The 23,724-nt window shown below is 54.4% G+C and carries 23 protein-coding genes; 12 read left to right on the forward strand and 11 right to left on the reverse strand.

The genetic code is table 11. From position 1 onward, the window contains the following. The first annotated feature begins 42 nt into the window (after positions 1-42). Entirely contained in the window at positions 43-474 is a 432-nt protein-coding gene (locus tag ACOTZD_RS13475; RefSeq protein WP_174402338.1) for a universal stress protein, read from the forward strand. A 35-nt stretch (positions 475-509) separates the two neighbouring features. Here ACOTZD_RS13475 and ACOTZD_RS13480 read toward each other — a convergent pair whose 3' ends face one another. Both ACOTZD_RS13480 and ydfG read right to left on the reverse strand, forming a co-directional pair. Continuing rightward, a complete protein-coding gene (locus tag ACOTZD_RS13480) occupies positions 510-1,196 on the reverse strand; it encodes a GntR family transcriptional regulator (protein WP_003857403.1) in 687 nt (228 codons plus the stop codon). A 90-nt stretch (positions 1,197-1,286) separates the two neighbouring features. Continuing rightward, positions 1,287-2,033 carry a bifunctional NADP-dependent 3-hydroxy acid dehydrogenase/3-hydroxypropionate dehydrogenase YdfG gene (ydfG, locus tag ACOTZD_RS13485; RefSeq protein ID WP_003857402.1) on the reverse strand — a complete coding sequence of 249 codons (747 nt, stop codon included), beginning with the start codon at positions 2,031-2,033 and terminating at the stop codon, positions 1,287-1,289. A 143-nt stretch (positions 2,034-2,176) separates the two neighbouring features. Between ydfG and dcp the strand changes: the two genes are divergently transcribed. Beyond that, positions 2,177-4,210, forward strand: a complete 2,034-nt coding sequence (gene dcp, locus ACOTZD_RS13490; RefSeq protein WP_023314075.1) for a peptidyl-dipeptidase Dcp — start codon at positions 2,177-2,179, stop codon at positions 4,208-4,210. A 130-nt stretch (positions 4,211-4,340) separates the two neighbouring features. On the opposite strand, the gene ACOTZD_RS13495 is transcribed toward dcp, so the two are convergent. After that, complete coding sequence (locus ACOTZD_RS13495; protein WP_032645704.1) at positions 4,341-5,132, reverse strand: sulfite exporter TauE/SafE family protein; 792 nt, start codon at positions 5,130-5,132, stop codon at positions 4,341-4,343. Between the two features lie 109 nt (positions 5,133-5,241). Here ACOTZD_RS13495 and ACOTZD_RS13500 point away from each other — a divergent pair, with 109 nt between their 5' ends. Together ACOTZD_RS13500 and ACOTZD_RS13505 are read left to right on the forward strand one after the other, a co-directional pair. Then, positions 5,242-6,045 (forward strand): AraC family transcriptional regulator, encoded by an 804-nt coding sequence (locus ACOTZD_RS13500; RefSeq protein ID WP_039268873.1) that lies wholly within the window; start codon positions 5,242-5,244, stop codon positions 6,043-6,045. 108 nt (positions 6,046-6,153) lie between these two features. Beyond that, positions 6,154-6,645, forward strand: coding sequence for a DUF523 domain-containing protein (locus tag ACOTZD_RS13505; RefSeq protein WP_048240875.1), 492 nt, complete (start codon positions 6,154-6,156; stop codon positions 6,643-6,645). A gap of 59 nt (positions 6,646-6,704) precedes the next feature. Here the strand turns inward: ACOTZD_RS13505 and ACOTZD_RS13510 are convergent, their stop codons facing one another. The 3 genes from ACOTZD_RS13510 to ACOTZD_RS13520 form a co-directional block, all read right to left on the reverse strand. Beyond that, positions 6,705-7,388 (reverse strand): SOS response-associated peptidase, encoded by a 684-nt coding sequence (locus tag ACOTZD_RS13510; RefSeq protein WP_023324586.1) that lies wholly within the window; start codon positions 7,386-7,388, stop codon positions 6,705-6,707. Between the two features lie 149 nt (positions 7,389-7,537). Further along, the gene (locus ACOTZD_RS13515) at positions 7,538-7,777 is read right to left on the reverse strand and encodes a DinI family protein (protein WP_045342839.1); all 240 of its coding nucleotides are present in this window, start codon (positions 7,775-7,777) and stop codon (positions 7,538-7,540) included. Positions 7,778-7,864: 87 nt separating this feature from the next. Beyond that, entirely contained in the window at positions 7,865-9,127 is a 1,263-nt protein-coding gene (locus ACOTZD_RS13520) for an amino acid permease (protein ID WP_080336822.1), read from the reverse strand. A gap of 633 nt (positions 9,128-9,760) precedes the next feature. Here ACOTZD_RS13520 and ACOTZD_RS13525 point away from each other — a divergent pair. Further along, a complete protein-coding gene (locus ACOTZD_RS13525; protein ID WP_022651139.1) occupies positions 9,761-10,126 on the forward strand; it encodes a hypothetical protein in 366 nt (121 codons plus the stop codon). Positions 10,127-10,136: 10 nt separating this feature from the next. Further along, complete coding sequence (locus tag ACOTZD_RS13530; protein WP_023314079.1) at positions 10,137-12,233, forward strand: pyrroloquinoline quinone-dependent dehydrogenase; 2,097 nt, start codon at positions 10,137-10,139, stop codon at positions 12,231-12,233. 74 nt (positions 12,234-12,307) lie between these two features. On the opposite strand, the gene ACOTZD_RS13535 is transcribed toward ACOTZD_RS13530, so the two are convergent. Next, on the reverse strand, positions 12,308-12,898 hold the full coding sequence (locus ACOTZD_RS13535; protein ID WP_003857383.1) for a DUF4142 domain-containing protein: 591 nt from the start codon (positions 12,896-12,898) through the stop codon (positions 12,308-12,310). 228 nt (positions 12,899-13,126) lie between these two features. Here ACOTZD_RS13535 and ACOTZD_RS13540 point away from each other — a divergent pair, with 228 nt between their 5' ends. Next, positions 13,127-13,405, forward strand: a complete 279-nt coding sequence (locus tag ACOTZD_RS13540; protein ID WP_003857380.1) for a DUF1471 domain-containing protein — start codon at positions 13,127-13,129, stop codon at positions 13,403-13,405. Positions 13,406-13,713: 308 nt separating this feature from the next. Continuing rightward, entirely contained in the window at positions 13,714-13,887 is a 174-nt protein-coding gene (locus tag ACOTZD_RS13545; RefSeq protein ID WP_003857379.1) for a GnsA/GnsB family addiction module toxin, read from the forward strand. A gap of 87 nt (positions 13,888-13,974) precedes the next feature. On the opposite strand, the gene ACOTZD_RS13550 is transcribed toward ACOTZD_RS13545, so the two are convergent. Both ACOTZD_RS13550 and ACOTZD_RS13555 read right to left on the reverse strand, forming a co-directional pair. Next, entirely contained in the window at positions 13,975-14,811 is an 837-nt protein-coding gene (locus ACOTZD_RS13550; RefSeq protein WP_003857377.1) for an alpha/beta fold hydrolase, read from the reverse strand. A gap of 660 nt (positions 14,812-15,471) precedes the next feature. Then, the gene (locus ACOTZD_RS13555; RefSeq protein WP_003857375.1) at positions 15,472-16,461 is read right to left on the reverse strand and encodes a 2-hydroxyacid dehydrogenase; all 990 of its coding nucleotides are present in this window, start codon (positions 16,459-16,461) and stop codon (positions 15,472-15,474) included. A gap of 210 nt (positions 16,462-16,671) precedes the next feature. Here ACOTZD_RS13555 and ACOTZD_RS13560 point away from each other — a divergent pair, with 210 nt between their 5' ends. The 3 genes from ACOTZD_RS13560 to ACOTZD_RS13570 are packed head-to-tail and all read left to right on the forward strand — an operon-like array spanning position 16,672 to position 19,824. Then, complete coding sequence (locus ACOTZD_RS13560; RefSeq protein WP_421636311.1) at positions 16,672-19,311, forward strand: YdbH family protein; 2,640 nt, start codon at positions 16,672-16,674, stop codon at positions 19,309-19,311. After that, entirely contained in the window at positions 19,308-19,499 is a 192-nt protein-coding gene (locus tag ACOTZD_RS13565) for a YnbE family lipoprotein (protein ID WP_003857369.1), read from the forward strand. The genes ACOTZD_RS13560 and ACOTZD_RS13565 overlap by 4 nt, the downstream gene beginning before the upstream one ends. A 7-nt stretch (positions 19,500-19,506) precedes the next feature. After that, positions 19,507-19,824, forward strand: coding sequence for a YdbL family protein (locus ACOTZD_RS13570; protein WP_022651144.1), 318 nt, complete (start codon positions 19,507-19,509; stop codon positions 19,822-19,824). Here ACOTZD_RS13570 and feaR read toward each other — a convergent pair whose 3' ends face one another. After that, positions 19,825-20,733, reverse strand: a complete 909-nt coding sequence (feaR, locus tag ACOTZD_RS13575) for a transcriptional regulator FeaR (RefSeq protein ID WP_174402339.1) — start codon at positions 20,731-20,733, stop codon at positions 19,825-19,827. 241 nt (positions 20,734-20,974) lie between these two features. On the opposite strand from feaR, the gene ACOTZD_RS13580 reads away from it, so the two are divergent. Next, positions 20,975-22,474, forward strand: a complete 1,500-nt coding sequence (locus ACOTZD_RS13580) for an aldehyde dehydrogenase family protein (protein WP_003857364.1) — start codon at positions 20,975-20,977, stop codon at positions 22,472-22,474. A 39-nt stretch (positions 22,475-22,513) separates the two neighbouring features. Here ACOTZD_RS13580 and ACOTZD_RS13585 read toward each other — a convergent pair whose 3' ends face one another. After that, the gene (locus tag ACOTZD_RS13585; RefSeq protein ID WP_174402340.1) at positions 22,514-23,620 is read right to left on the reverse strand and encodes a GGDEF domain-containing protein; all 1,107 of its coding nucleotides are present in this window, start codon (positions 23,618-23,620) and stop codon (positions 22,514-22,516) included. Positions 23,621-23,724: the final 104 nt, after the last annotated feature.

Below are 23,724 nucleotides of genomic sequence, written 5' to 3' on the forward strand. Positions count from 1 at the left end.
GGAGACAGAAAATAACCCTTCATCGGAAAAGGAGTCAGGCTTATGTATAAGAAAATTTTGATGCCTGTTGACGTGTTTGAAATGGATTTGAGCGATAAAGCGGTACGCCATGCGGTCAACCTCGCGAAGGCGGAAGGCGCGACGATCACCCTGGTCAACATTCTCCCTAACAGCAGCCGTTCGTTACTGCGGGGGTTCAATGCCGATATTAAGAAGTTCGAAGAGTGTATGACCGCCGAGTCTGATAAGAAGATGAAGGCGCTGAAACGGCTCTTTGATATGTCCCCGGAAAATATTGATTGTGAAGTTCGCTTCGGCAACGTACGGGATGAAATCATCAAGCTCAGCAAAGAGGGGAAATATGACGTTATTGTTATTGGATCAAGAAACCCGAGCATGACAACCCATCTGCTGGGTTCAAATGCTGAAACTATCCTGCGCTACGCCACTATTCCAGTATTAGTGGTCCGCTAATTACTTCGCCGCAACCGAAAGGGGGCGGCGAGGTTTTATTCTTCGCTGAACCACTCGCGGTTTTCCTGACGAATTAACTGAACTGACTCACTAATTTCCTGAAGGTGAAGCGTCATCGCTTTATCTACGGCTTCCACGTCGCGTTTTTCCAGCGCGCTGAAAATATCATGATGCTGGCGCAGCAACATCTCTGGCGGAGAAACATGGTCGAGGCTCATGTAGCGCACGCGGTCGATGGTCGCTTTGATGTTTTCAACGGTATCCCACGCGAGCTGGCACTCGGCGATCTGCGCCAGTTTCTGGTGAAACTCGTCGTCCAGCTGGAAAAAGTCGTTTAACTGTTTGCGGTCGATGGCGATTCGTTGCTGATGCAGGTTTTGCTCCAGCAGGTAGCACTGGTTATCGTTGATGAGCGACGCGGCGCGACGCACCACGGCGCACTCGATGGCCTGGCGAACAAAACAGCCATTCCGTACCTGCGAAAGCGAAATTTTATTTACATAGCTGCCGCGCTGTGGGCGGATCTGAATAAGTCCGTTTTCTGCGAGTTTAATAAACGCCTCGCGCACGGGCTGACGGGAAACGTCAAAACGTACCGAAACCTCTTTTTCTGAGAGTGGCGTTCCTGGTGGGATCAGGCAGCGAACAATATCACGGCGTAAGATGCGATATATTTGCTGATTAACGGGCTGGGTAGGATTAAGTTGCGATTCAGCGGCCATGGGTTGTGATTTCTCAGAGAGTTAACCTGAACATACTACCATTCTTTTCCCTGCCATCACATACCCGGCCCGCAGGCCGGGAAGGGTGAATTACCCGCGATGCACGCTGAGTCCGGCATAGGTCTGGCTGACGGGCATCATCTCAACCGTGTTGATGTTGACATGCTTCGGCAAATTCGCGACCCACCAGACGGTTTCGGTGATATCTTCCGGCGTCAGCGCATTCGCGTTTTCATAGGTTTTATCCGCTTTCGCGTCATCGCCTTTGAAACGCACGTTGGAGAATTCGGTTCCGCCTACCAGACCCGGCTCAACATCGGTCACGCGGATCGCAGTTCCGTGCAGGTCGGTGCGCAGGTTCAGACTGAACTGGCGGACAAAGGCTTTGGTCGCGCCATAGACGTTGCCGCCCGCGTAAGGCCAGCTTCCGGCGGTGGAACCGATGTTAATGATATGACCACGGTTACGTTCAACCATGCCCGGCAGCACGGCGCGGGTCATGTACACCAGGCCTTTGTTGTTGGTGTCGATCATGTTCTCCCAGTCTTCCACGCTGGCTTTGTGGGCAGGCTCCATACCCAGCGCCAGGCCAGCGTTATTGACCAGCACGTCAATTTCACGCCATTCGGCAGGCAGGTTGGCAATCATCTCTTCAATGACGGCGCGGTTGCGGACGTCCAGCTGTGCGGTCAGAATGCTGTCACCCAGCTCGTCTTTTAGCTCCTGCAAACGCTCCTGACGACGCCCCGTTGCAATCACTTTGTGTCCGTTGGCGACGAAGCGACGCGTGATGCTTTCACCAAAACCCGCTGTCGCCCCGGTAACTAAAATAATCATCTCACTGTTCCTCAACGCTTTTTGTGTTGTACTAACATAGCACGCTCTCCGGCACGTCGTTAAGGCAACATTTGTATGACGCCATTGCAGGCTGGCGCAGGCTGGCCTACTCTGGGGAGAAATACCGTGCACAGGAGTAAACGATGTCGGTCAACAATCCTTTTTTTGAAATTAGCCTGTTGCCTTATCAGGCGCCACGTTTTGATGCGATCAACGACAGCCATTATCGCCCGGCGTTTGATGAAGCAATGCGCCTGAAGCGTGCAGACATTGACGCGATTATCGCGCAGCGCGCCGCGCCGGACTTCGATAACACCGTGCTGGCGCTGGAAAAGAGCGGGGCCATGCTGTCGCGCGTCAGCAGCGTGTTCTTCGCCATGACGTCCGCACACACTAACGATGATCTTCAGGCGCTGGACGAGCAGTTCTCCACCGAACTGGCCGGGCTGGCGAACGATATCTGGCTAAACGATACGCTTTTCGCCCGCGTGGAAGCCGTCTGGCAGGATCGCGAGGCGCTGGATGCCGAATCCCGCCGACTGACGGAGGAGACGTATCAGCACTTTGTTCTTGCGGGCGCGCGTCTGAACGCCGATGAAAAAGCCGAGCTGAAATCTCTGAATACCGAAGCCGCCACCCTGACCAGCCAGTTCAACCAGCGCCTGCTCGCGGCGAATAAGGCGGGAGGGCTGGTGGTGGACGATGTTCGCCAGCTTGACGGGCTCAGTGCGGAGGAGATGGCTGCCGCGGCTCACGCTGCCGCAGAAAAAGGGCTGAAGGAGCGCTGGCTGATCCCGCTTTTGAATACCACGCAACAGCCCGCGCTGGCGGCGCTGGCGTTGCGTGAGACCCGTAAAAAGTTGTTCAGCGCGGGCTGGGAACGCACTCAGAAAGGCGACGAAAACGATACGCGCGAGCTGATCCGTCGGCTTACCGCGTTACGGGCAAGACAGGCGCAGCTGCTCGGCTTTGACAACTATGCTAGCTGGAGCATTGCCGATCAAATGGCGAAAACGCCGGAAGCCGCGCTCGAATTCATGCGCGGAATAGTGCCTGCGGCGCGCGGCAGGGCTGCGCTGGAGCAGGCGGATATTCAGAAAGTCATCGACGACGAGCAGGGCGGTTTTACAGTGCAGGCCTGGGACTGGGCGTTTTATGCCGAACGCGTGCGCTCAGCGAAATACGCGCTGGATGAGTCGCAGATCAAACCCTATTTCGCGCTCAATACCGTGCTTGAAGATGGCGTATTCTGGACCGCCACGCAGCTGTTCGGTATCCGTTTTGTCGAGCGTTTCGATATTCCGGTTTATCACCCGGATGTTCGCGTGTGGGAAATTTTCGACCACACGGGTGAAGGCATGGCGCTGTTCTATGGCGACTTTTTCGCGCGTGATTCCAAAGCGGGCGGTGCGTGGATGGGGAATTTTGTTGAGCAGTCTTACGAGTTTGCTGCGCGTCCGGTGATTTATAACGTCTGCAACTATCAAAAACCGGCGAACGGGCAAACCGCGCTGATCTCCTGGGATGATGTGATTACCCTGTTCCACGAGTTTGGCCATACCCTGCATGGTCTGTTTGCCAGCCAGCGCTATGCCACGCTTTCAGGCACCAACACGCCGCGTGATTTCGTTGAATTTCCGTCGCAGATCAATGAACACTGGGCCAGCCATCCGCAGGTGTTTGCGCACTTTGCTCGTCATTATCAAACCGGCGAACCGATGCCGGATGCGCTGCGGGAAAAAATGCTCAATGCGACCCAGTTTAACAAGGGTTATGACATGACGGAGCTATTGAGCGCCGCGCTGCTGGATATGAACTGGCACGGCATTCAGGAGCCCGTTGAAGACGTGGAAGCCTTTGAAGCCGCCGCGTTGAAAAAAGAGGGGTTGGATCTTCCAGCCGTACCGCCGCGCTATCGCAGCAGCTATTTCGCCCATATCTTCGGCGGCGGGTACGCGGCGGGGTATTACGCTTACCTGTGGACGCAAATGCTGGCGGACGATGGCTATCAGTGGTTTGTCGAGCAGGGTGGTTTGACCCGCGAAAACGGACAGACATTCCGCGAGGCGATTTTGTCCCGCGGCAACAGCACTGATCTAGCTGAACTTTACCGGAACTGGCGCGGGCACGATCCGAAGATCGAACCGATGCTGGAGAATCGCGGATTGAGTGCGTAAGGCTTTTTTAGTGTGTAAACAGAACCGGGCGCGAGGCCCGGTTTTTTGTACGCTTTGGTCCGCTTTGTGTCTGAAAGGTACATTGAGACAGGTATAATTACGGGCCATTAGTCGCTGCGATAAAAGAGGGTTACTGAAATAGCATCGCCAGTAACACCAGGAACAGCAGCATGACATAGATTCGTGCGTGCCAAATATCAGGTACAGCAGGTATAACCCGACGGCTAAAAACTATTCCTGCCCAGCCTGTTAGTACCAACATACCTAAAATTTTCAGGTTGATAAAACCGAGAAATCCATTCACAGGAATAGTTTGCCAGCCAATAACTGCATACGTCACGGCACCACATAGCGCGACGGGCAGGGAAAGCGGATTAGAAGCACTAATGCATTCACGCATCGCATAACCATGGCGCCGTAACAGGGGTACCGTCATTACGCTTCCGCCCACGCCAAGCAATGCGGCTATCATACCAATGGTCACTCCGCCGCCCGTTACTACAGGAAATGACAAGCGACGCAGAGAACTTCCTCCGAGAAAACCCTTACGCAACAAACAATCGCTGATTGTTGCCAGCATGTAGAAAATGAACAGCGCGCGAACAACACTCTCACTAAATATTCCTGCCAGACAGGAACCCATGATAGCCCCAATGGCTATAAACCATAGTAACGGGAATAACATTTGCGATGAAAGCTCGCAAGCTCGCCAGTTTCGATAGGTGACCCAGCCCGCGTTAAATATCATCACCGATGTAGAGGTAGCAACCGCGATATGCATGGCGTTTAGTGCCAGTTCGGTCTGCCGTAGCATTAGTTGATAAACGAATGGTACTACGACAAAGCCGCCGCCAAAGCCAAAAAGCACGGTGGTAATACCGGTAGTAAAGCCTGCCAGCGCAATGATTGCGATATCATTCAAAATCATACCCTCGACCTGAAAATGATTTCGCAGCTTATACCGGTAGCGTCCTGCTTCCCATTCGCGCCGCGCTCAATTACCTTTGTAAATCGGTCATAAGGAGACGGGTGTGCGCAACGTAAAGATTGAAGAGGTCGAGCAGCTAGATCGTGAAGTGGTAGCGATAGGCAATGACTATGTGCAGGGATTTATGCTGCCACAGCACAAACATCGCCGCGCGCAGCTGCTATATGGCGCGACCGGATTAATGCATGTCATAACCCAGGATGGAGAGTGGATTGTTCCTCCACAACATGCTGTTTGGATCCCACCCGAAACTATGCACGCCGTCAAATTTGTTGGCGTGACTACTCGCAGTCTGTATATAGAACCAGATTTCGTGAATGCCTTCTTAAAATATCCTCGTTGTGAAGTTATTAGCGTATCGCCATTATTACGTCAGCTATTGCTTGAGTCAGTGGATTTACCGCCACTGTATGAAAGCACGCGTGACCGTGCACTGATAAATCTGATGATATTGGAGCTGGCGGCTATGCCGGTTCGCGAATTCGATATTCCGCTGCCGCGACATCCGGCCCTACTGGCTCTTTGTCAGGCGTTTTTACTCAATCCCTCAATCCATGATCCAGCAGAGCGCTGGGCAAATGCGCTGTTCATGAGCGACAGCACCTTTCGTCGCCATTTCCTTAAGCAAATGGGCATGTCATTTTCTGTCTGGCGCCAACGAGCATGCGTGGTTAGCGCGCTGGCATTGTTGATAACGGGAAAACCCGTAAATGAAGTAGCCTTGACTCTTGGATACGATAATGCATCATCCTTCGCAACGATGTTCCGCCGTGTCACAGGACAGCCACCTTCGTATTATCACCCGGCATTATTCAAAAAGTTCCACGGGACAGGGCACCGATCATAGCGTCAGCTATGTACCAGCTAAAGACGCTGCCACGTCAAATTCTTTAATTCATGAGAAGGGTTAAGGTGTTAAAATCGTAGGCGTTTTGGATCTTAATACTATTAAATAATGATAAATAAAATACTGGTCAGTGCCTGCCTGATGGGCCTTAAAGTCCGTTATAACGGGAAAGAGAAAGCGCAGATGACTCATCAACTTGCTCGCTGGCAACAGGAGCAGCGCCTGGTGATCCACTGCCCTGAGTTGGCTGCGGGGCTACCTGTTCCGAGACCACCCGCTGAGATTATGTCTGCTGAGGGTAAAGACGTAATGCGTGGACAAGCCAGAATAATTGAAAACACCGGAACAGATGTTACCGGGCATTATCAACTTGCAGCCTGGCTGGCTCTGCGAGCAGCACAAGAAGCAGGATGTACTGCTGCTTTGTTAACTGATGGTAGTCCAACGTGCGGAACTCAGTTTATCTACAACGGTTCTTTCAGTAATCAGCGTAAATCGGGTATGGGAGTGGCAGCGTCATTACTCTCCGAGCATGGTATTGCGGTATTTTCAGAAACTCAGTTTGCGGAGCTTATGAACTGGATTGAAGAAAGGGAATGAACGATTCTCCAGGATTAACGCCGAGCGGCATTGCTTCCTGGTCATAATGGGTATGCAGCTCATTTTTCCATTTTATGAGCCACCTCGATTAACTCCGCCCCCTGATTCTTCACGTTCCCCACGGCGCGAGTTACAGCATGCCAAATAAACTCGTCGGCGGGTACTGTACCGTCGGCAATGATCTCTTCCGCTTTTTTCCCGCCAACATCCTGTCGCATCCATTCTCTTGCTGCTTCTGGCGACAGAACCAGCGGCCGTCGATCGTGTATATCAATGAGGCCTTTATCCGCAGCAGAGGTCACTATGAGAAATCCCTCGGCTTCATCGCCGCGCTCAAACGGCGTACTGCCGATCGCCGCCATGAATATCGGCTGCCCGTCGGCCCGATGAATAAAATACGGCTGTTTCTTGTCGCCTTCCTTTTTCCATTCGAACCACCCATCGGCAAAGCAGATCGCCCGGCCATGCTGCCAAAGAGGTTTAAACATTCTGCTGGTGGCTGCGGTTTCTACACGCGCGTTAATCAGTGGTGCTTTGTCCCACCATCCAGGCGCGTAGCCCCAGAATACCGGATCGAGGTGCAGTTGTTCGTCACGTTCGCTTAACAGCAGCACTTTGGTACCGGGCGCAACGTTGTAGCGGCCAATGGGTTCAGGGTCATATGCGATATCGCGTTCGCCTTCGTCGGCCAGGTAAGCCAGATATTCTTCACGGGTTTGGGCTTGTGCAAAACGTCCACACATAGAAACCTCCAGTCAGTCAGACTGAAAGTATAGGGCAGGGAGAAAAAGTCGCGCGGGCATGCTTCTGAGATTGAACCGATGCTGGAAAATCGCGGCCTGAATACACAGGGGTATTGTTAGTTGAAAACAGAGCCGGGCTTTGCGCCCGGTTACTCTTGTATCAACCACATATCCGACTCTTCGAACATCTCCTCGAGCATGCGGTTAAGCTTTTCACGGTCGCTTTTGCTGGCGTCGCTGTTCAGGCCGTTCGCTTGCATTGGCTTAACCGTCACGCTGGCATCAGGAAAAATCCGGTGCACGCGTTTTGTCAGCTCGGTCAGGATGATTTCCCTGGCTCCCTCCAGCCCCTGTACGTTTCGCTTGTCATAAACCAGTTCCACAAACATGATTGTTTACCTTATGGATATTACGCATGTGATTCAGCCTGAACGTAAAATACTACTGTATATGGGTACAGTCAAACGGCGTTCAGGCTAAAGCATTGTCCAGAGCAATGCAGACAGCGTTGCCAGTCCGCCCAGAACAACCAGAAACACCGTCACGCCGCGAAGCTCCGCCAGCGAGGGGCGGGTGTATATGAGGTACGCAGGGATAAGGAACAGGATCACCGCGATCAGTGGTCCGCAGAACATTTCAATCAGGCTGAGCACATCCGGATTGGCATAAACAATGCCATAGGTCAGCAGGAACAGCGCCAGAGAGGCCAGCCGCTTGCTGGCGCTGGCCTTTTTGCCGGATACGCTGGCAGCCAGCTGACCAAACGTTTGTGCGACCGACAGGCCTACGCCGAGAAAGGATTTCGTCATACCGATGATAGCGATGAGCGGGGCAATGTGGTAAATCAGGCTGAAATCACCGTTTCCTTTCATCACGGACAGCACATTCAGGTTTTCCGCCTTCGCCCGTACAAAGTTGTCATGCGGGATCCCCAGCACGCAGCTCAGCACGAAAAAGAGGATACTGGCGAAGATGGCTAAATAGGCGATGCGGATCACGAACAGTGCCTTTTTCTCGCCCTCCGCTTTCCTCTCCCGGTAGTAAGAGCTCAGCGGGGAGACCATAGGCGCACAGCAAAACGAGAAGGTAATAAGCGGCAGCGTCAGCCAGATATTTTTCAGCGTTACCGGCAGCGGCGTGGCGTTCATTTCAGCGGCCGTATCGGTCAGGTTAGACAGATGCCATCCCGGGATAAGTGATACGGCGATCAGCAGTACAGATGCCGCGAACGGCAGCGCCAGCGCGCTCATAATGGCCACGACTCTGTCCCGGCCCTTGCTAAGCACCACATAAAGTGCGGCAACCACGATAAACGACAATGGCCCACGGCTGAGGGCGGTAATATGCAGATGCTCCACCAGTAAATTACTCAGCGCATTAATCAGCGCCACCCCGTAAACCAGGGTTACCGGGAAGAAGGTCACACAATAGAACAGGGTGATCAGCTTTTCACCCCGTCCGCTGAAGAAGGAGCCGAAGATCGGCAACGTGCCGTTTTCATTCTTCTCTTCTCGCATATACACACGACAAAGGAGTAAATGGGGGATCAGGGATAACGGCAGCCCCAGCAGGAGCATGACCAGGAAAATAACCGGACCACGGGTGCCGATTTCCACGGGCAGGAACAGCGTTCCCGCCCCGACGGCTGTACCGTAGAGGCCCAGCGTCCAGATGTTATCCTGCCAGTGCCAGTTAGAGCGTGTTGTAATATTAGCTGAGAGAGTAGTGGCTTTATTCATCATATTTTACCGCGTTGTTAGAGGAGCGACGACTTATTTAGTTTTTATCTGCCTGTAGTCGTTGCTGCGCCATTACACCACGGGTGGGAGGGGTTTGATTTCGCATACCGTAAACCTTATGTGTATGCCTGCAATAACTATCGTTATTCTTTGACGATGCTTTAACAGGCGGTTAATTAAGAAGGGGATTTGTTAAATTAACGAACAAATAACGACTGACTTTCCCTGCCTGCACGTCTGTTAATTAAAGAATAAATACCCTGTTTTATTAAGTACCATAAGGCGCCATCATATTGAAGGGGGGCTTATTTAATTATTTTATTGGGCGGGAAATTATCCCGTCATGCCTTAAATTAAAAAACAGGGTATAGACAATCACGTAACCTGCTCGTAGCTTTCGAGCTGTCTTGTAACATAACGCTATCTTTATGGTGGCGAAGGGGCACAAGGCGTCGTATGCCTGCTATTAAACGCCCCATAAAAAAATCCTCTTCTATACTCAGTTACGTTTAGTGAAATATGCCGCCGCTCCACACGTCGCGTTGCCTTAATAGCAGCGGGCAGCAGGGGCATATATCCACGAAAACGCCTTAATAATGGTCAATTTTGCATTTTTAGAGGGGGATTCCTGGTATGTTGCATTCTCAATCCTCGCGGGTCGGTAGCATGTTGCTGCTGCTGACCGCGATAATAGCCTTCGCGGTGGCGCTATACGCCTGGTGGACGCCGCTTACCGGCGTCACTGGCACCATTGGCGCACTGGGCGTGGTCATTGCCAGCGTAGTGCTGGCGATCCTGACCGTTATGCTACGCGCGGCATCGCGTCGCGGGGCGCGCGTTTTCCTGATTATTGTCACCCTGGTGGTGTTGGCGGGTATTGGTTTTGCCGCCGCGCTGCTGCACCAGTACATCATAACGGCAGCCATGGTGGTCGGCCTGATAGGTCTGATTATGCTGAGCAGCCATTCCGCCCGTTACAACCATCGCGTCAGAAGCTGAGGAGCCGCCCGTGCACAACGATAAGCATTATCCCTTCATAAAAGTCAGCATGACGGCGCTGGCGCTGCTGGTCGCTCCGCTCGCGCTACAGGCGCAGGATAAGGCCACTGAGGCCTCTCAGGGGACCCAGGAATCGCTTAACATTGATGCCGCCGATCAGCAGGCACCCGGAACCACAAAAACCACCGACGATGCCTCAACTGGCAGCGGTGACGGAAAGAAAGTCGCCTCGGCCAGCCAGCCCGCGACGCCGCTGGTGCCCGGCACGCCCACCTGGGACAGCTTCCACGGCCAGCTTAACGCGCAGAAATACAGCCCCCTGACCCAAATTACGGCGGATAATGTCGGGAAATTAACGAAAGTCTGGGAATTCCATACCGGCGACGTCTCGGATGGTAAAGGCGATACGCCAGCTACCGTCTGGTCCGCAACGCCCATTTTCGCCAACGATACGCTCTACATTGGCACGCCATTCGATCGCCTGATTGCGCTGGATCCGGGTACGGGTAAAGAGAAGTGGCATTATGACACGAAATCGTCGCGCAAGGCGCTGACCCAGCCAGTGCTGAAAAACCGCGGCGTTTCCTACTGGCAGGCCAAAAATCCGGTGAGCGGAGAGGCATGCCAGAAGATGGTTTATATGGGCACCGTTGACGGCAAGCTCTTTGCGCTGGACGCCGATTCAGGCAAACCTTGCAGCGGCTTTGCGAATAACGGCGTGTTGGATCTGAACCAGTGGAATACCGTTAACGCGAAGTATCCGCTCTCTGTCCTGCAACCGCCAACCGTTGTCGGCAACCATCTGCTGGTGGGCTGGGCCGGGAAGGACTGGGCCTATGCCGAAGCCCCTCCGGGCACCGTATTTTCAGTCAACGCCCAGACCGGTAAGCTTGAATGGACCTTTGAGGCGATCCCGGCAGAGATTCGCAAGCGTACCGGTACCGCCAACGTCTGGACGCACATGTCCGCCGATGAGGCCAACGGGCTGGTCTATCTCCCGGTTTCATCGCCATCTCCCAACTATTGGGGCGGCAACCGCGTGGACGCTATTCCGCTTGGTACCTCGACCACCGCGCTGGACATCAACACCGGTAAAGTGGTCTGGTCCCGTCAATGGGTACACCACGACGTCTGGGATTACGATATTAACTCCGCCCCGACGCTGATGGACATCACCGTAGACGGCAAGCAGATCCCGGCGCTGATTCAGGCCACCAAGCAGGGTTTCCTGTTCGTGGTTAACCGCCTGACGGGGGAGGACGTATGGCCAATCGAAGAACGTCCGGTTCCGCAGGGTGATGGTTCGGTTCAGGGTGAAGTTCTCTCGCCCACGCAGCCGTTCCCGACCAAACCCGCACCGCTGCTCGACCAGTCGAAAAAACCGGAAATCTGGAAGCTGGCGGATATCGTCGGTGGCGGCCAGTGCTCTCGTCTGTGGGATAACCTGACCTATGAGGGAATGTATACTCCGCCGACCACAAAGGGCGAAGGCACGCTAACCTATCCTGATAGCGCTGGCGGCGTACAGTGGGGTGGGGTGGCGTTCGATCCGCAAAAACAGATCGCCATCGTCAACACCTCGCATATCGTCCAGTACGTGAAGCTCTACAGCCGCGAAGATTACGATAACGCAGACAAAGACTCCGGTAACGAAAGCGGCTTTGCCCCACAGGAAGGCGCCCCGTACGGTATGCGTCTGCTGGTGGCGAGCAACTGGCTGGGCATGCCGTGCTGGCAGCCGCCGTTTGGCGAAATCGTGGCGCTGGACATGCATACGGGCGATGTGAAATGGCGTCGTCCGGTTGGCGCCTCCCAGCAGTATGGCTTCTTCATGCCGGAGAGCTGGGGTTCACCTACCATTGGTGGCCCGGCAGTGACGGCGGGTGGCGTGATCTTCATCGGTGCTTCAATGGATGCCAAAGTGCGTGCCTACTCGGTCGAGAGCGGTGAAGAGCTGTGGTCCGATCAGGCAGAAGCGCCGGCAGTAGCGAACCCGTCAGTCTATGAATATAAAGGTCGCCAGTATGTGGCCTTCGTGGCAGGCGGGAATACGATCCTGAAGGATCAGGTGGGCGATCAGGTGGTGGTCTACGCCTTGCCGGAATAATTCATCAGGAAGGGGAAATAAGCGTGGGGCCTGCGGGCCCCACTTTGTTTTGCAATTGTCGTTTTACCGACGCGTTATTTATCGGCTGATGCGCCGGAGTGGGTTGACATCTGCTCGGCGGACTTCAGATGCTGCTCAACGACGGGCGTGTGCTCGTTGGCCAGAGCCTTCACATCCGGATCGTCGATTTTACTGGCGTCGCTCTTAAGCTTCGACAGCACCTTCTCGTGGTCCTTCACGCCAGCATATTCCATATACATTTTGTCAAAAGCGTCACCACGCTGGTTTTCCAGCCTTGAGTTCAGGGCTTTATGCGCGGCGTCTGGTTCGGTCGGCAGCTCCACGCCCTTTTTCTGGGCAACGGTCTGGACTTTGGTCAGCGCGGCGCCGTGATCGTCGACCATTTTCTGAGCGAATGTTTTCACTTCACTGCTTTGGGCCTTGTCCAGGGCGAGCCTGGCGGCGGCGACTTCGTTGATATTGGCCTGCGCCATGTCCTTCAACGCTTTCTCGTCGCCGGAGCTGAGTCTGGCGTCCGGTTGAGCCTTGCCCGCAGTTTGAGTTTGTGCGGCGCTTGTCGTCTGGGCTTGTACGCCAACGGTGCTGAACATTGCTGCAACTGCTGATACGGCTAGCAGCCTTTTCAGGGTTTTACTCGTGTGCATATTGTTCTCCTGATGGTCATGGTACAGGTAAGTTTCGGTTGCTTCAGGCGCAACCGGACAGATAAATGCTCACTACAAGGGTCAGTATAGTAGATGAAACTGCTGCACCCGCCGTTCAGGTCAGTGATGGCTGGTCGTGATGCTCAATTCTTCTACAATATTGATACGGATCATTTACATATTTGGTGCTAATGTTAAATATATAGATTCATCAACAGGAGGAATGATATGAAAAAAGCACTATTAGGGAGTGTATTGGCTTTAACAGTAGCAAGCTTCGGCGCATCTGCGGCAGATATGATTTCCAAGGATGAAGCGCACCACTTCAAACTTGAATACCTTGGTAATGTATCTGTAGGGGCTTCAGGTGGACAAATTTCTTCACCTTCAGATCTTCATCAAAAACTCTCAAAACTGGCAGACGAGAAGGGCGGGAAATACTACGTCATTATCGCTGCCCGCGAGCATGGCCCTAACTTCCAGGCCGTCGCAGAAGTCTTTAAATAATTTTCTCGAATACCACAAAAACCCGCTTCTGGCGGGTTTTTTGTTTACAGACAGCCAAAAAAATGCCCCTGATGCGGGGCGAGTTTAAGTCAAAACTTTTCTTATGTTTATGTGCTCTAAGGCTTTGGGACAATAACAGCTTGTTCAAATAATGCAACATAAATGCATGTTTAAATGTGACGGCTCCATCATGCTGCTCATCTTAAGGTTAATGCAGCATACGTAACGCAGATAGTCTACGCTTTACAAAGGGTTATGGTTAAAACCATTTAGAGAATGGATACAGTTAACGGTCGTAAGAGGTAAAGATGAAAGTTGACGCACTGACACAAAAGGCAGAGGAAGAGATTTCAGCGCTTATAGCCAAAAAAATTGCAGAGTTACGAAAAAAAACAGGGCAGGAAGTTTCTGAAATAGAGTTTATCGCTCGTGAGGCCATGACGGGCCTCGAGGGGTATGAAGTAAAAATCAAACTCCTGTAAGCGTTTCTTCCTGAAATGGTCGCTCAATTCTTGCCGCAAAAGAGAACCGGGCGTGATGCCCGGTTGTATTATGGATAATCATCGTCTTTATGAGCGAATAAATGTCAGTATATCGGCGTTTATGGTATCTGCATGCGTGGTATGCATCCCATGCGGGAAGCCTGGATAAATTTTGAGTTCGCTGTTTGCGAGCAGCTTATCCTGTAGAAGGGCGGCATTTTTATAGGGGACAACCTGATCGTCATCACCCTGCAACACAAGGACGGGAACCGTAATGGCTTTAAGATCGTCCGTCTGGTCGGTCTCTGAAAACGCCTTAATGCCTTCATAGTGGGCTTTGGCGCTACCGATCATTCCCTGACGCCACCAGTTCTGGATTGTGCCCTGCGAAACCTCTGCTCCGTCTCGGTTAAATCCATAGAAAGGACCGCTGGCGACGTCGAGGTAAAACTGGGCGCGGTTAGCGGCCAGCGCTTGGCGGAAGCCGTCAAACACCTCAATGGGCGTTCCGCCGGGGTTCGTGTCTGATTTTACCATCAGCGGAGGAACGGCGCTGACCAGTACCGCTTTGGCCACTCGCCCCTGAGGCTGGCCGTACTTCGCAACGTACCTGGCGACCTGGCCCCCGCCGGTGGAGTGGCCGACGTGCACTGCATTACGCAAATCAAGGCTTTCGACCACGGCCGATGCGTCGGAGGCATAATGATCCATATCATGACCTTCACTTACCTGATCGGAACGACCATGACCACGACGGTCGAGGGCGATGACGCGGAAGCCTTCTGCAAGGAAAAAGAGCATCTGGTTATCCCAGTCATCGGCGCTCAGCGGCCAGCCGTGATGGAAAACGATCGGCTGCGCATCCTTCGGACCCCAGTCTTTGTAATAAATACTGACACCATCTTTCGTTGTTACGAATGCCATATTTCAGACTCCTCTGCTAATGGCAAAAACGTGTGAAGGCTAAGTAAATAGCCCAGCATTTAGGGACGTAATAAAACTGACTTATATTAATCTTATTACTGATATATCCGCTTAAAGTGTAGAAGGGTTCCTGAAAACAGTTATAGATTAAATTTGTATGGTCATTATTTATTTTTAAACGAAATATCCCCTAAACCAGCCGGGGCACTGTGTTATTTTTCTCGCGTGGTGAATCCCCCTGTGCGGAGGGGTTAAACAGCACGTGTAGCTTAGGCAATCAGTAGCGGGTCAAGGTGGCTGACCAACGACTCACCGGGAGGCACCCGGCACCACACATACGTTAAAGCTTGTATCTCGCTGAATTTATTAGGGATAGTGTATGAAGTTGGGCTTTTTGGCTGGAGCAGTGCTGGCAACCTGGTTGTCTTTAACCTACCCGACGCAAATGAGAGCTGTTTTTGAACAACTGGTTACGATAGTGCAGCAAATCACGCAGCCTTCATCAGAGTCTCATTCTGATATGGTCACACCGGAACAGTCATATCCTTGATTGTTATATTTACGATGAACGTTACCCATCTTAATAGTTAACCTGTGCTTATTTTTCTGATGGGCTTGTTATTGGCCGGGCAGAGGTTACAGCCGCCCGGCCTGACGGTCTTAAACGATCGCGTTAGGGCACGCTTCGCCCTTATCAAGCTGCTGTAAATTCCCCAGCGTGGTTTCCGATATACTGATCAGCGCTTCGGCGGTCAGAAACGCCTGGTGGCCGGTGAACAACACGTTGTGGCAGGCCGACAGGCGACGGAACACGTCGTCCTGAATCACGTCGTTAGATTTATCCTCAAAGAACAGGTCGCGTTCGTTCTCATACACGTCCATACCCAACGCGCCAATTTTTTGCGTTTTCAGCGCTTCGATAGCCGCCTGAGAGTCGATCAGTCCGCCGCGGCTGGTATTGATGATCATCACGCCGTCTTTCATCTGGTCGAACGCCGACTGGTTAAGCAGGTGATAGTTTTCAGGAGTCAGCGGGCAGTGCAGGGAGATAACATCAGACTGCGAGAAGAGCGTTTTCAGATCGACATACTCCACGCCCAGCTCCAGCGCAGCGGCGCTTGGGTACGGATCAAACGCCAGCAGGCGCATGCCAAATCCTTTCAGGATGCGTAGGGCGGCCACACCAATTTTGCCGGTACCGATCACGCCTGCGGTTTTACCATACATGGTAAAGCCGGTCAGCCCTTCCAGAGAGAAGTTAGCATCACGGGTACGCTGATAGGCACGGTGAATACGACGGTTGAGCGACATCATCATCCCGACGGCATGTTCAGCCACGGCTTCCGGAGAATAGGCTGGGACGCGAACGACCTTCAGACCCAGCTCTTTGGCGGCATCGAGATCGACGTTGTTAAAGCCCGCGCAGCGCAGGGCAATGTATTTCACGCCCTGTTTTTTCAACTCTTCCAGCACCGGTCGGCTACCGTCGTCGTTAACGAAGATACACACGCCTTCGCAGCCGTGAGCGGTTTTAGCCGTCTTTTCAGTCAGCAGAAAGTCGAAAAATTCAAGATCGAAACCGTACGTCTCGTTAACATGTTGCAGATACTTTTTGTCGTACTGCTTTGTGCTATATACCGCGAGTTTCATAAGACTTTCTCCAGTGATTTTGGAACCACGTTAGCATGTTTAAAATCATCTTACAATTTTTCAAAATTCATTGAAATCAATAAGTTCTATGAATTATTGTAGAGCATCTATTCTTAAAAATGGCATTACCTTCAACTGACTGGCTAAACATGCGACAATGAGCGGCAAGAACGGCTTATTTTTTTCGCAAAATCAGGATATTAACTGCCCATGAAGGGTAAATACAAAGCCGCAATCGCGCTATTACTGCTGCTATTACTCGTGCCGCTGACGCTGCTGATGACGCTCGCCCAGTGGGTACCCACGCTCGCCGGGATCTGGCTCCCTGTTGGAACGCGCATCGCGTTTGAAGAAAGCCCACGGCTCACGCGCCACGCCCTGATCATCCCCGATCTCCGCTATCTGGTAGAAGAGTGCGAAATTGCCCGTGTGGAAAACGTGACCCTGTCACACCCCAGCCGTTGGGATCTGGATATTGGCGCACTTGAACTTAATTCTGTCTGCCTGAGCAAATTACCGCAGTCAGCGTCCTCAACGGTGGCGCCGAAAACGCTGGCGCAGTGGCAGGCCATCCTGCCCAACACCTGGCTGACCATCCACCGCTTTACCCTTTCTCCCTGGCAGCAGTGGGAGGGTGAGCTGCATGCTTCACTCACGCCAGCCCGCCAGGACATCACTTATAACGGCGAGCAGGTGAGCATTAAGGGGCAGTTGCACGGCCAGACGCTCTCCATCAGCCAGTTCGATGTGCAACTGCCGGATCAGCCGCAGCCCGTGAAGCTGATCGGTGAATTTACCCTGCCGTTGGTACCGGACGGCGTGCCGGTGAAAGGGCATACGGTCGCGACCTTTAACGTGCCACAGTTATCCTCGCTGGTCGATGCCGATCTGGACTGGGAGGACAATCAGGGCCAGCTGGTGGTCATGGCGCGGGACAACCCCGATCCACTGCTCGATTTACCGTGGCAGATCACCGCTCAGCAGTTAACCGTCAGCGACGGACGCTGGAACTGGTCAGCCTCCGGTATGCCGATGAGCGGTCGCGTCGGGCTGAAAGTGGATAACTGGCAGCAGGGGCTGGAGAAAGCCACCTTCACAGGGCGGCTCAATGTGCTGACCCAGGGGGATGCGGGGAAGGGCAACGCGGTGCTGAATATCGGTCCCGGCTCGCTCAGTATGGAAAACAGCGCTATGCCGCTGCACCTGAGCGGGGAAGCCAAGCAAAACGATCTGATCCTGTATGCCAGACTCCCGGCGAAGCTGACCGGCAGCCTTTACGATCCGCAGCTTACGTTTGAACCCGGCGCATTATTGCGCTCGCGCGGGCGCATCATCGACTCGCTGGATATCGATGAGATCCGCTGGCCGCTGGCAGGCGTGAAGCTCACGCAGAAGGGCGTGGACGGCCGCCTGCAAGCCATTCTGCGGGCGCATGAAAACGAGATGGGCGATTTTGAGCTGCATCTGGACGGCCAGGCTAACGACTTTTTACCGGACAACGGTTTGTGGCAGTGGCGCTACTGGGGTAAAGGGAATTTCACGCCGATGAATGCGCGCTGGGATGTCCGGGGAACCGGGGAGTGGCGCGACAACGTTATCGAACTGACCGATCTTTCCACGGGGTTCGACAAATTGCAGTACGGTACGATGCTGGTCAGCAAGCCGCGCCTGGTGCTGGATCACCCGGTGCGCTGGTCGCGGGACCCGGATAACCCCACCTTTAGCGGCGCGCTCGCGCTCAATGCCGGGCAAACAAGCTTCTCGGGCGGAAGCGTGCTGCCGCCGTCCGTTTTGACCTTCAGCGTTGACGGGACAGACCCGACGGTGTTCCAGTTTAAAGGGAACCTGCATGCGGACGACATCGGCCCGGTCCAGGTGAATGGACGCTGGGATGGCGAACGCCTTCGCGGTCAGGCCTGGTGGCCAAAACAGTCTCTTACGGTGTTCCAGCCGCTGATCCCGCCAGACTGGAAACTGACCCTGCGCGGCGGCGAAATGTACGCACAGGTGGCTTTCTCAGCGGCCTCCGATCAGGGGTTTGAGGCCGGGGGGCACGGGGTGCTGAAAGCGGGCAGCGCGTGGATGCCGGATAACGAAATCAACGGCGTTGATTTTGTTCTGCCGTTCCGCTTAAGCCAGGGTACCTGGTCGCTGGGCACGCGCGGGCCGGTAACGTTACGAATCGACGAGGTAAAAAACCTGGTCACAGCCCGAAATATCACCGCGGATCTCCAGGGCGATTATCCCTGGACCGAAGCGAACCCGCTCCTGCTCACCAACGTGAAGGTGGAAGCGCTCGGCGGGAAAATCACCATGCAGCAGTTGAGAATGCCGCAGCACGATCCGGCTTTACTACGCGTGGATAATATTTCCTCCAGCGAACTGATAAGCGCGGTGAATCCGAAGCAGTTTGCCATGTCCGGCCCGGTGAGCGGCGCGCTGCCGTTCTGGCTGGACAATGAAAAATGGATCATTAAAGATGGCTGGCTGACCAACCCGGGGCCGATGACGCTGCGCATCGACCAGGACACGGCGGATGCCATTGTGAAAGACAACGTGGTTGCCGGGGCGGCGATCAACTGGCTCCGCTATATGGAAATTTCGCAGTCGTGGACAAAACTCAATGTGGATAATCTGGGTGTGTTAACCATGCAGGCGGCCATTAAAGGCACCAGCCGCGTCGAGGGCAAAAGCAGTTTCGTAAACCTGAATTACACCCATGAAGAGAACATTTTTACCCTCTGGCGCAGCCTGCGCTTTGGGGACAATCTGCAAACATGGTTTGAGCAACATGCGGCGATACCCCTTCTCCGCGGTTCGACAGGCAAGGAAAGTGAGGAACAACAATGAAAAAGAGGGCTGGTGTACTCACCGTGGCCGTCGTCGCGCTGCTGTCAGGCTGCACGCCGCGCATTGAAGTGGCGGCGCCCAAAGAGCCGATCACTATCAACATGAACGTGAAAATTGAGCATGAAATCCATATCAAGGTGGATAAAGACGTTGAAGCCCTGCTGAAATCCCGCAGCGATCTGTTCTGAGGATGCCATGAAACGATTAGCTCTGATGTTACTGGCGCTGGGGATGAACGTTCACGCCGCCACGCTTACGCTCAACGATGCACGTGCCCAGGGGCGCGTAGGGGAAACCCTGAGCGGCTATCTTGCGCCCGTTCAGCACGACGCTGAAACCCTGGCGCTGGTGAGCCGTATCAACGCCGCACGCACGGAAAGTTACCAGCAGTTAGCTGACAGCAATAATTTGCCCGTCGACGAGGTGGCGAAAATGGCGGGACAAAAGCTGGTGGCGCGCGCCCAGCCGGGTGAATACGTGAAGGGGATTAACGGCAAGTGGCTAAAAAAGTAACTAGCGGTAACGCTTACGGTATTCGCCCGGCGAAACCCCGAAACGCTGCTTAAAGGCGGTGGAAAAATGGCTATGGTCGGTAAAGCCCCAGCTGTAGCCAATGCCCGCGAGCTTTTCGTCATCGCTGATGGAACGCAGCGCCTGAGCGCATAAATCGAGGCGACGGTTCTTAATATACTGCGCCACCACCAGCCCTTTCCCGGCAAACATGCGGTACAAGCTCCGCACGGACATGCCGCTCTCTGAGGCTATCCACTCCGGTCTTAACGCCTCCGACTGAATATGATCATCAATCAGGGACAGAACGTGGCGGAACTGACGCTCCTTGCGCGGCAGCACCTCGTGTTGCTGCTGGAAGGCCGGACGCAGCAGACACACCATCGCCTCCAGCGCCGCTTCGCTTTCGCTGGCGCTGAGATCGGCATTGCCCATGCTCTCCTGTAGCAGCCGGTAGCTCAGCTGTACGGTAGGCAGACTGCGGGAGAGGGGCAGCGCGCACCTCACTTCCTGAAAACGCGCGTGTTGCTCAATGATTTGTCGCGGGAGCAGCAGCGAAATCTGGCGGGAACGCTCCTGCCAGTAAATGGAGCACGGGCGGGAGGCGTCAATCAGCGTGATATCCCCGGCTTTCAGCATCGCGCGCTGGTTGTCCTGTTCGATTCCGGCGCTGCCTTCCAGCTGAAACACGGTGTAGAACCAGGCGTCGTTGCCGTTTTTGATCTCCTGACGGGTGCGAAAAAGCTTAACGCCTGCGGCGGTCACCGTGCTCAGCTTCAGACTTTGGGTATAGCTGGTTTCCAGTTCGCCGAGAAACGCCCCCTCTAACGGACGTGCCGCAAAGCGCCCACAAACCTGGTTAATTTGCGCCAGCCACTGCTGAAAATTGTCCTGTTCGCTTGCACACGCCATTGATGTTCTCGCTGCACCGTCACTGTTTTCGCATTGTTGCATTTATGTTGCATTTTGTCAGGGCTACGAGGCTGACTATAGGAAAGAACACTCAACGGTTACAGCGATATAAGTGGGAATTATCACGATTTGCGGAGCCTGTCACAGCTGACAAAGCGAATGTCACACAGACAAAAGCAGGAATGCGATTCCCCTCTTAGACTGCATACACACCCTGCGAAGCATAACGAAGGAGTATCCTATGTCCGAATCACACGTCGCCATCCTGCCAGGCGTGCAGCAGTTTTTAGATCGCCAGCACGGCCTGTGGATCGAAGGGCGTCAGGCGGCATCCGACAGCGAAAAGCGTCTGAACGTCTACAACCCGGCGACCGGAGAGGTTATTGCATCCACCGCCGATGCCAGCGTCGATGATGTCGATCGTGCGGTGATGTCTGGCTGGCGCGCCTTTGTCGCCCGAAGCTGGGCAGGGCGTCTGCCGGCAGAGCGGGAACGCATCCTGCTGCGGTTTGCCGATTTGGTGGAACAGCATGGCGAAGAGCTGGCACAGCTCGAAACCCTGGAGCAGGGGAAATCCATTAACATCTCCCGCGCCTTCGAGGTGGGATGCACCCTGAACTGGATGCGCTACACGGCAGGGCTGACCACCAAAATTGCCGGTAAAACCCTCGATCTCTCGATTCCACTGCCGCAGGGCGCGCGTTATCAGGCGTGGACGCGTAAAGAGCCGGTGGGAGTCGTGGCGGGGATTGTGCCGTGGAACTTCCCGCTGATGATTGGCATGTGGAAAGTGATGCCCGCGCTGGCGGCAGGTTGCTCCATCGTGATCAAACCCTCGGAAACCACGCCGCTCACCCTGTTACGGGTGGCGGAACTGGCGAGCGAGGCGGGGATCCCGGATGGCGTGTTCAACGTGGTGACCGGTAGTGGCGCCGTCTGTGGCGCGGCGCTGACCTCGCACCCGCGCATTGCCAAAGTAAGCTTTACCGGTTCGACGGCGACGGGCAAGCAGATTGCCCGCGTGGCTGCGGATACGCTAACGGGCGTGACGCTGGAGCTGGGCGGCAAAAACCCGGCCATCGTGCTGAAAGACGCCGATCCGGCGTGGGTAATTGAAGGGCTGATGACCGGCAGCTTCCTGAATCAGGGGCAGGTCTGCGCGGCCAGCTCGCGTATTTATATTGAGGCTCCGCTGTTCGACACGCTGGTCAGCGGCTTTGAACAGGCCGTGAAATCTCTGAGCGTCGGGCCGGGCATGTCGCCGGATGCGTTTATCAACCCGCTGGTGTCGCGCGCCCATTGCGATAAGGTTCAGGCGTTCCTGGATGAGGCGAAGGCGCACAATGCGGAGCTGATCGCCGGGAACCGGGGGCCAGACGGCAAAGGCTATTACGTTTCGCCAACGCTGGTGGTCAACCCGGATAATCATCTGCGACTGACGCGTGAAGAGGTCTTCGGGCCGGTGGTGAACCTGGTCCGTGTGGCCGACGGGGAAGAGGCGCTTCAGCTGGCGAACGACACTGAATATGGCTTAACGGCCAGCGTCTGGACGCAGAACATCAGTAAAGCGCTGGCGTACACCGACAGGTTACAGGCCGGAACCGTGTGGGTGAACAGCCACACGCTGATAGACGCCAACCTGCCGTTCGGCGGCATGAAGCAGTCTGGCACCGGGCGCGATTTCGGCCCCGACTGGCTGGATGGCTGGTGTGAAACTAAGTCGGTGTGTGTGCGGTATTAATAAAACGCCGGGTAAGGCGTAGCCGCCAACCGGCGTAACTTACAGCGACCACCGATCCCGCCCGGCCTCCTTCGCCCTGTACAGCGCCGCATCGGCGCGGGCGATGATTTCCGGGCCGGCCAGTCCTGGGGTATAGCCGGCAATGCCCATACTCACCGTCACACATTCACTCACCTTCGACGCGCTGTGCGCAATGGCTGCGGTGCGCAGGCCAGCCTGGATCCGCGCGGCGACTTTCTCAGCAACGCTTTCTTCACAGTCAAAGAGGATCACGACGAACTCCTCACCACCGTAGCGCGAAACCACATCCTCTGGCGTGCGCACCGAGGTGTTCAGCACCTCTGCCACCCGCGCGAGACACGCGTCTCCCGCCTGGTGACCATAGGTGTCGTTATACAGTTTGAAGTAATCGACATCCAGCATCAGCACCGCGAAGCGTTTGCCTTGCTCCACGGCGTTTTCCAGCACCAGCTCCATCGCCCGCCGGTTGGCCGTTTTCGTCAGCGGATCCTGATGGGCCAGCGCATCCAGCCGCGAAATTAAACGCTGATTCTGCTGGTTGCGACGCCACGCCTCTTCAAACCAGCTCAACAGGATATAGCGCCCGCACACGAGAATGAAGGTGAACACCACCCACAGCCCGGCGAAGCGATAATTAATTTCCTGATTCAGCAGCATGCTGGCAACGGGCAGGCTTATCCATAGCGGAACGGTGAAGCAGAGCAGTGCCACCGGGTGAAAATAGAGCGCGGTCATACCGGCCATCAGCAGGGTAACGAATATAGGCCAGGGATGCGGAAGATGTAACACGTTGATAAACCAGTAACAACTTATCGACCACAGCAGACTGCACATAAACAAAACGGCGCTGACGCCGCGGATGTGGCGCCAGGCCATGATCACCAGCGCCACGGAAAGGATCACCACGCCAAGCATGGAGGCGTCTATCATCTGCCGCAGAGGGGGGCTGATGTGCAGGAGAGCATCGATATGGCCGAACAGCGAATTGCGCAGCAGGACCATAAGGGCAAAGCTGGCATTCACAAAGGCGAGCCACGGCAGGTTCACGGCCAGCCCGTGAACAACCATTGATTTACGGGTAGGCCATGTCGCGGGTTCTGGCGTTGCGTTGTGTCTTTTTTCCATTATGGTTTTCTTCCCGTCCGGTGGATAGCTCGCTAAAGCCAGGTAGTGTTAACTATAAGCAGGCTCGATTATTCCTCAAATGTTTGCACAAAAAAACCGGGCAT

The organism is Enterobacter cloacae complex sp. SHL022, assembly GCF_049237785.1.
Classification (GTDB): Bacteria; Pseudomonadota; Gammaproteobacteria; order Enterobacterales; family Enterobacteriaceae; genus Enterobacter; species Enterobacter hormaechei_C.

Bases quoted from the DNA above. Each gene is read 5' to 3' on its own strand.
- ACOTZD_RS13475 (WP_174402338.1), top strand. From the start codon at position 43: ATGTATAAGAAAATTTTGATGCCTGTTGACGTGTTTGAAATGGATTTG.
- ACOTZD_RS13480 (WP_003857403.1), bottom strand. From the start codon at position 1,196: ATGGCCGCTGAATCGCAACTTAATCCTACCCAGCCCGTTAATCAGCAA.
- ydfG (WP_003857402.1), bottom strand. From the start codon at position 2,033: ATGATTATTTTAGTTACCGGGGCGACAGCGGGTTTTGGTGAAAGCATC.
- dcp (WP_023314075.1), top strand. From the start codon at position 2,177: ATGTCGGTCAACAATCCTTTTTTTGAAATTAGCCTGTTGCCTTATCAG.
- ACOTZD_RS13505 (WP_048240875.1), top strand. From the start codon at position 6,154: ATGATAAATAAAATACTGGTCAGTGCCTGCCTGATGGGCCTTAAAGTC.
- ACOTZD_RS13510 (WP_023324586.1), bottom strand. From the start codon at position 7,388: ATGTGTGGACGTTTTGCACAAGCCCAAACCCGTGAAGAATATCTGGCT.
- ACOTZD_RS13515 (WP_045342839.1), bottom strand. From the start codon at position 7,777: ATGTTTGTGGAACTGGTTTATGACAAGCGAAACGTACAGGGGCTGGAG.
- ACOTZD_RS13520 (WP_080336822.1), bottom strand. From the start codon at position 9,127: ATGAATAAAGCCACTACTCTCTCAGCTAATATTACAACACGCTCTAAC.
- ACOTZD_RS13525 (WP_022651139.1), top strand. From the start codon at position 9,761: ATGTTGCATTCTCAATCCTCGCGGGTCGGTAGCATGTTGCTGCTGCTG.
- ACOTZD_RS13535 (WP_003857383.1), bottom strand. From the start codon at position 12,898: ATGCACACGAGTAAAACCCTGAAAAGGCTGCTAGCCGTATCAGCAGTT.
- ACOTZD_RS13540 (WP_003857380.1), top strand. From the start codon at position 13,127: ATGAAAAAAGCACTATTAGGGAGTGTATTGGCTTTAACAGTAGCAAGC.
- ACOTZD_RS13545 (WP_003857379.1), top strand. From the start codon at position 13,714: ATGAAAGTTGACGCACTGACACAAAAGGCAGAGGAAGAGATTTCAGCG.
- ACOTZD_RS13550 (WP_003857377.1), bottom strand. From the start codon at position 14,811: ATGGCATTCGTAACAACGAAAGATGGTGTCAGTATTTATTACAAAGAC.
- ACOTZD_RS13555 (WP_003857375.1), bottom strand. From the start codon at position 16,461: ATGAAACTCGCGGTATATAGCACAAAGCAGTACGACAAAAAGTATCTG.
- ACOTZD_RS13560 (WP_421636311.1), top strand. From the start codon at position 16,672: ATGAAGGGTAAATACAAAGCCGCAATCGCGCTATTACTGCTGCTATTA.
- ACOTZD_RS13565 (WP_003857369.1), top strand. From the start codon at position 19,308: ATGAAAAAGAGGGCTGGTGTACTCACCGTGGCCGTCGTCGCGCTGCTG.
- ACOTZD_RS13570 (WP_022651144.1), top strand. From the start codon at position 19,507: ATGAAACGATTAGCTCTGATGTTACTGGCGCTGGGGATGAACGTTCAC.
- feaR (WP_174402339.1), bottom strand. From the start codon at position 20,733: ATGGCGTGTGCAAGCGAACAGGACAATTTTCAGCAGTGGCTGGCGCAA.
- ACOTZD_RS13580 (WP_003857364.1), top strand. From the start codon at position 20,975: ATGTCCGAATCACACGTCGCCATCCTGCCAGGCGTGCAGCAGTTTTTA.
- ACOTZD_RS13585 (WP_174402340.1), bottom strand. From the start codon at position 23,620: ATGGAAAAAAGACACAACGCAACGCCAGAACCCGCGACATGGCCTACC.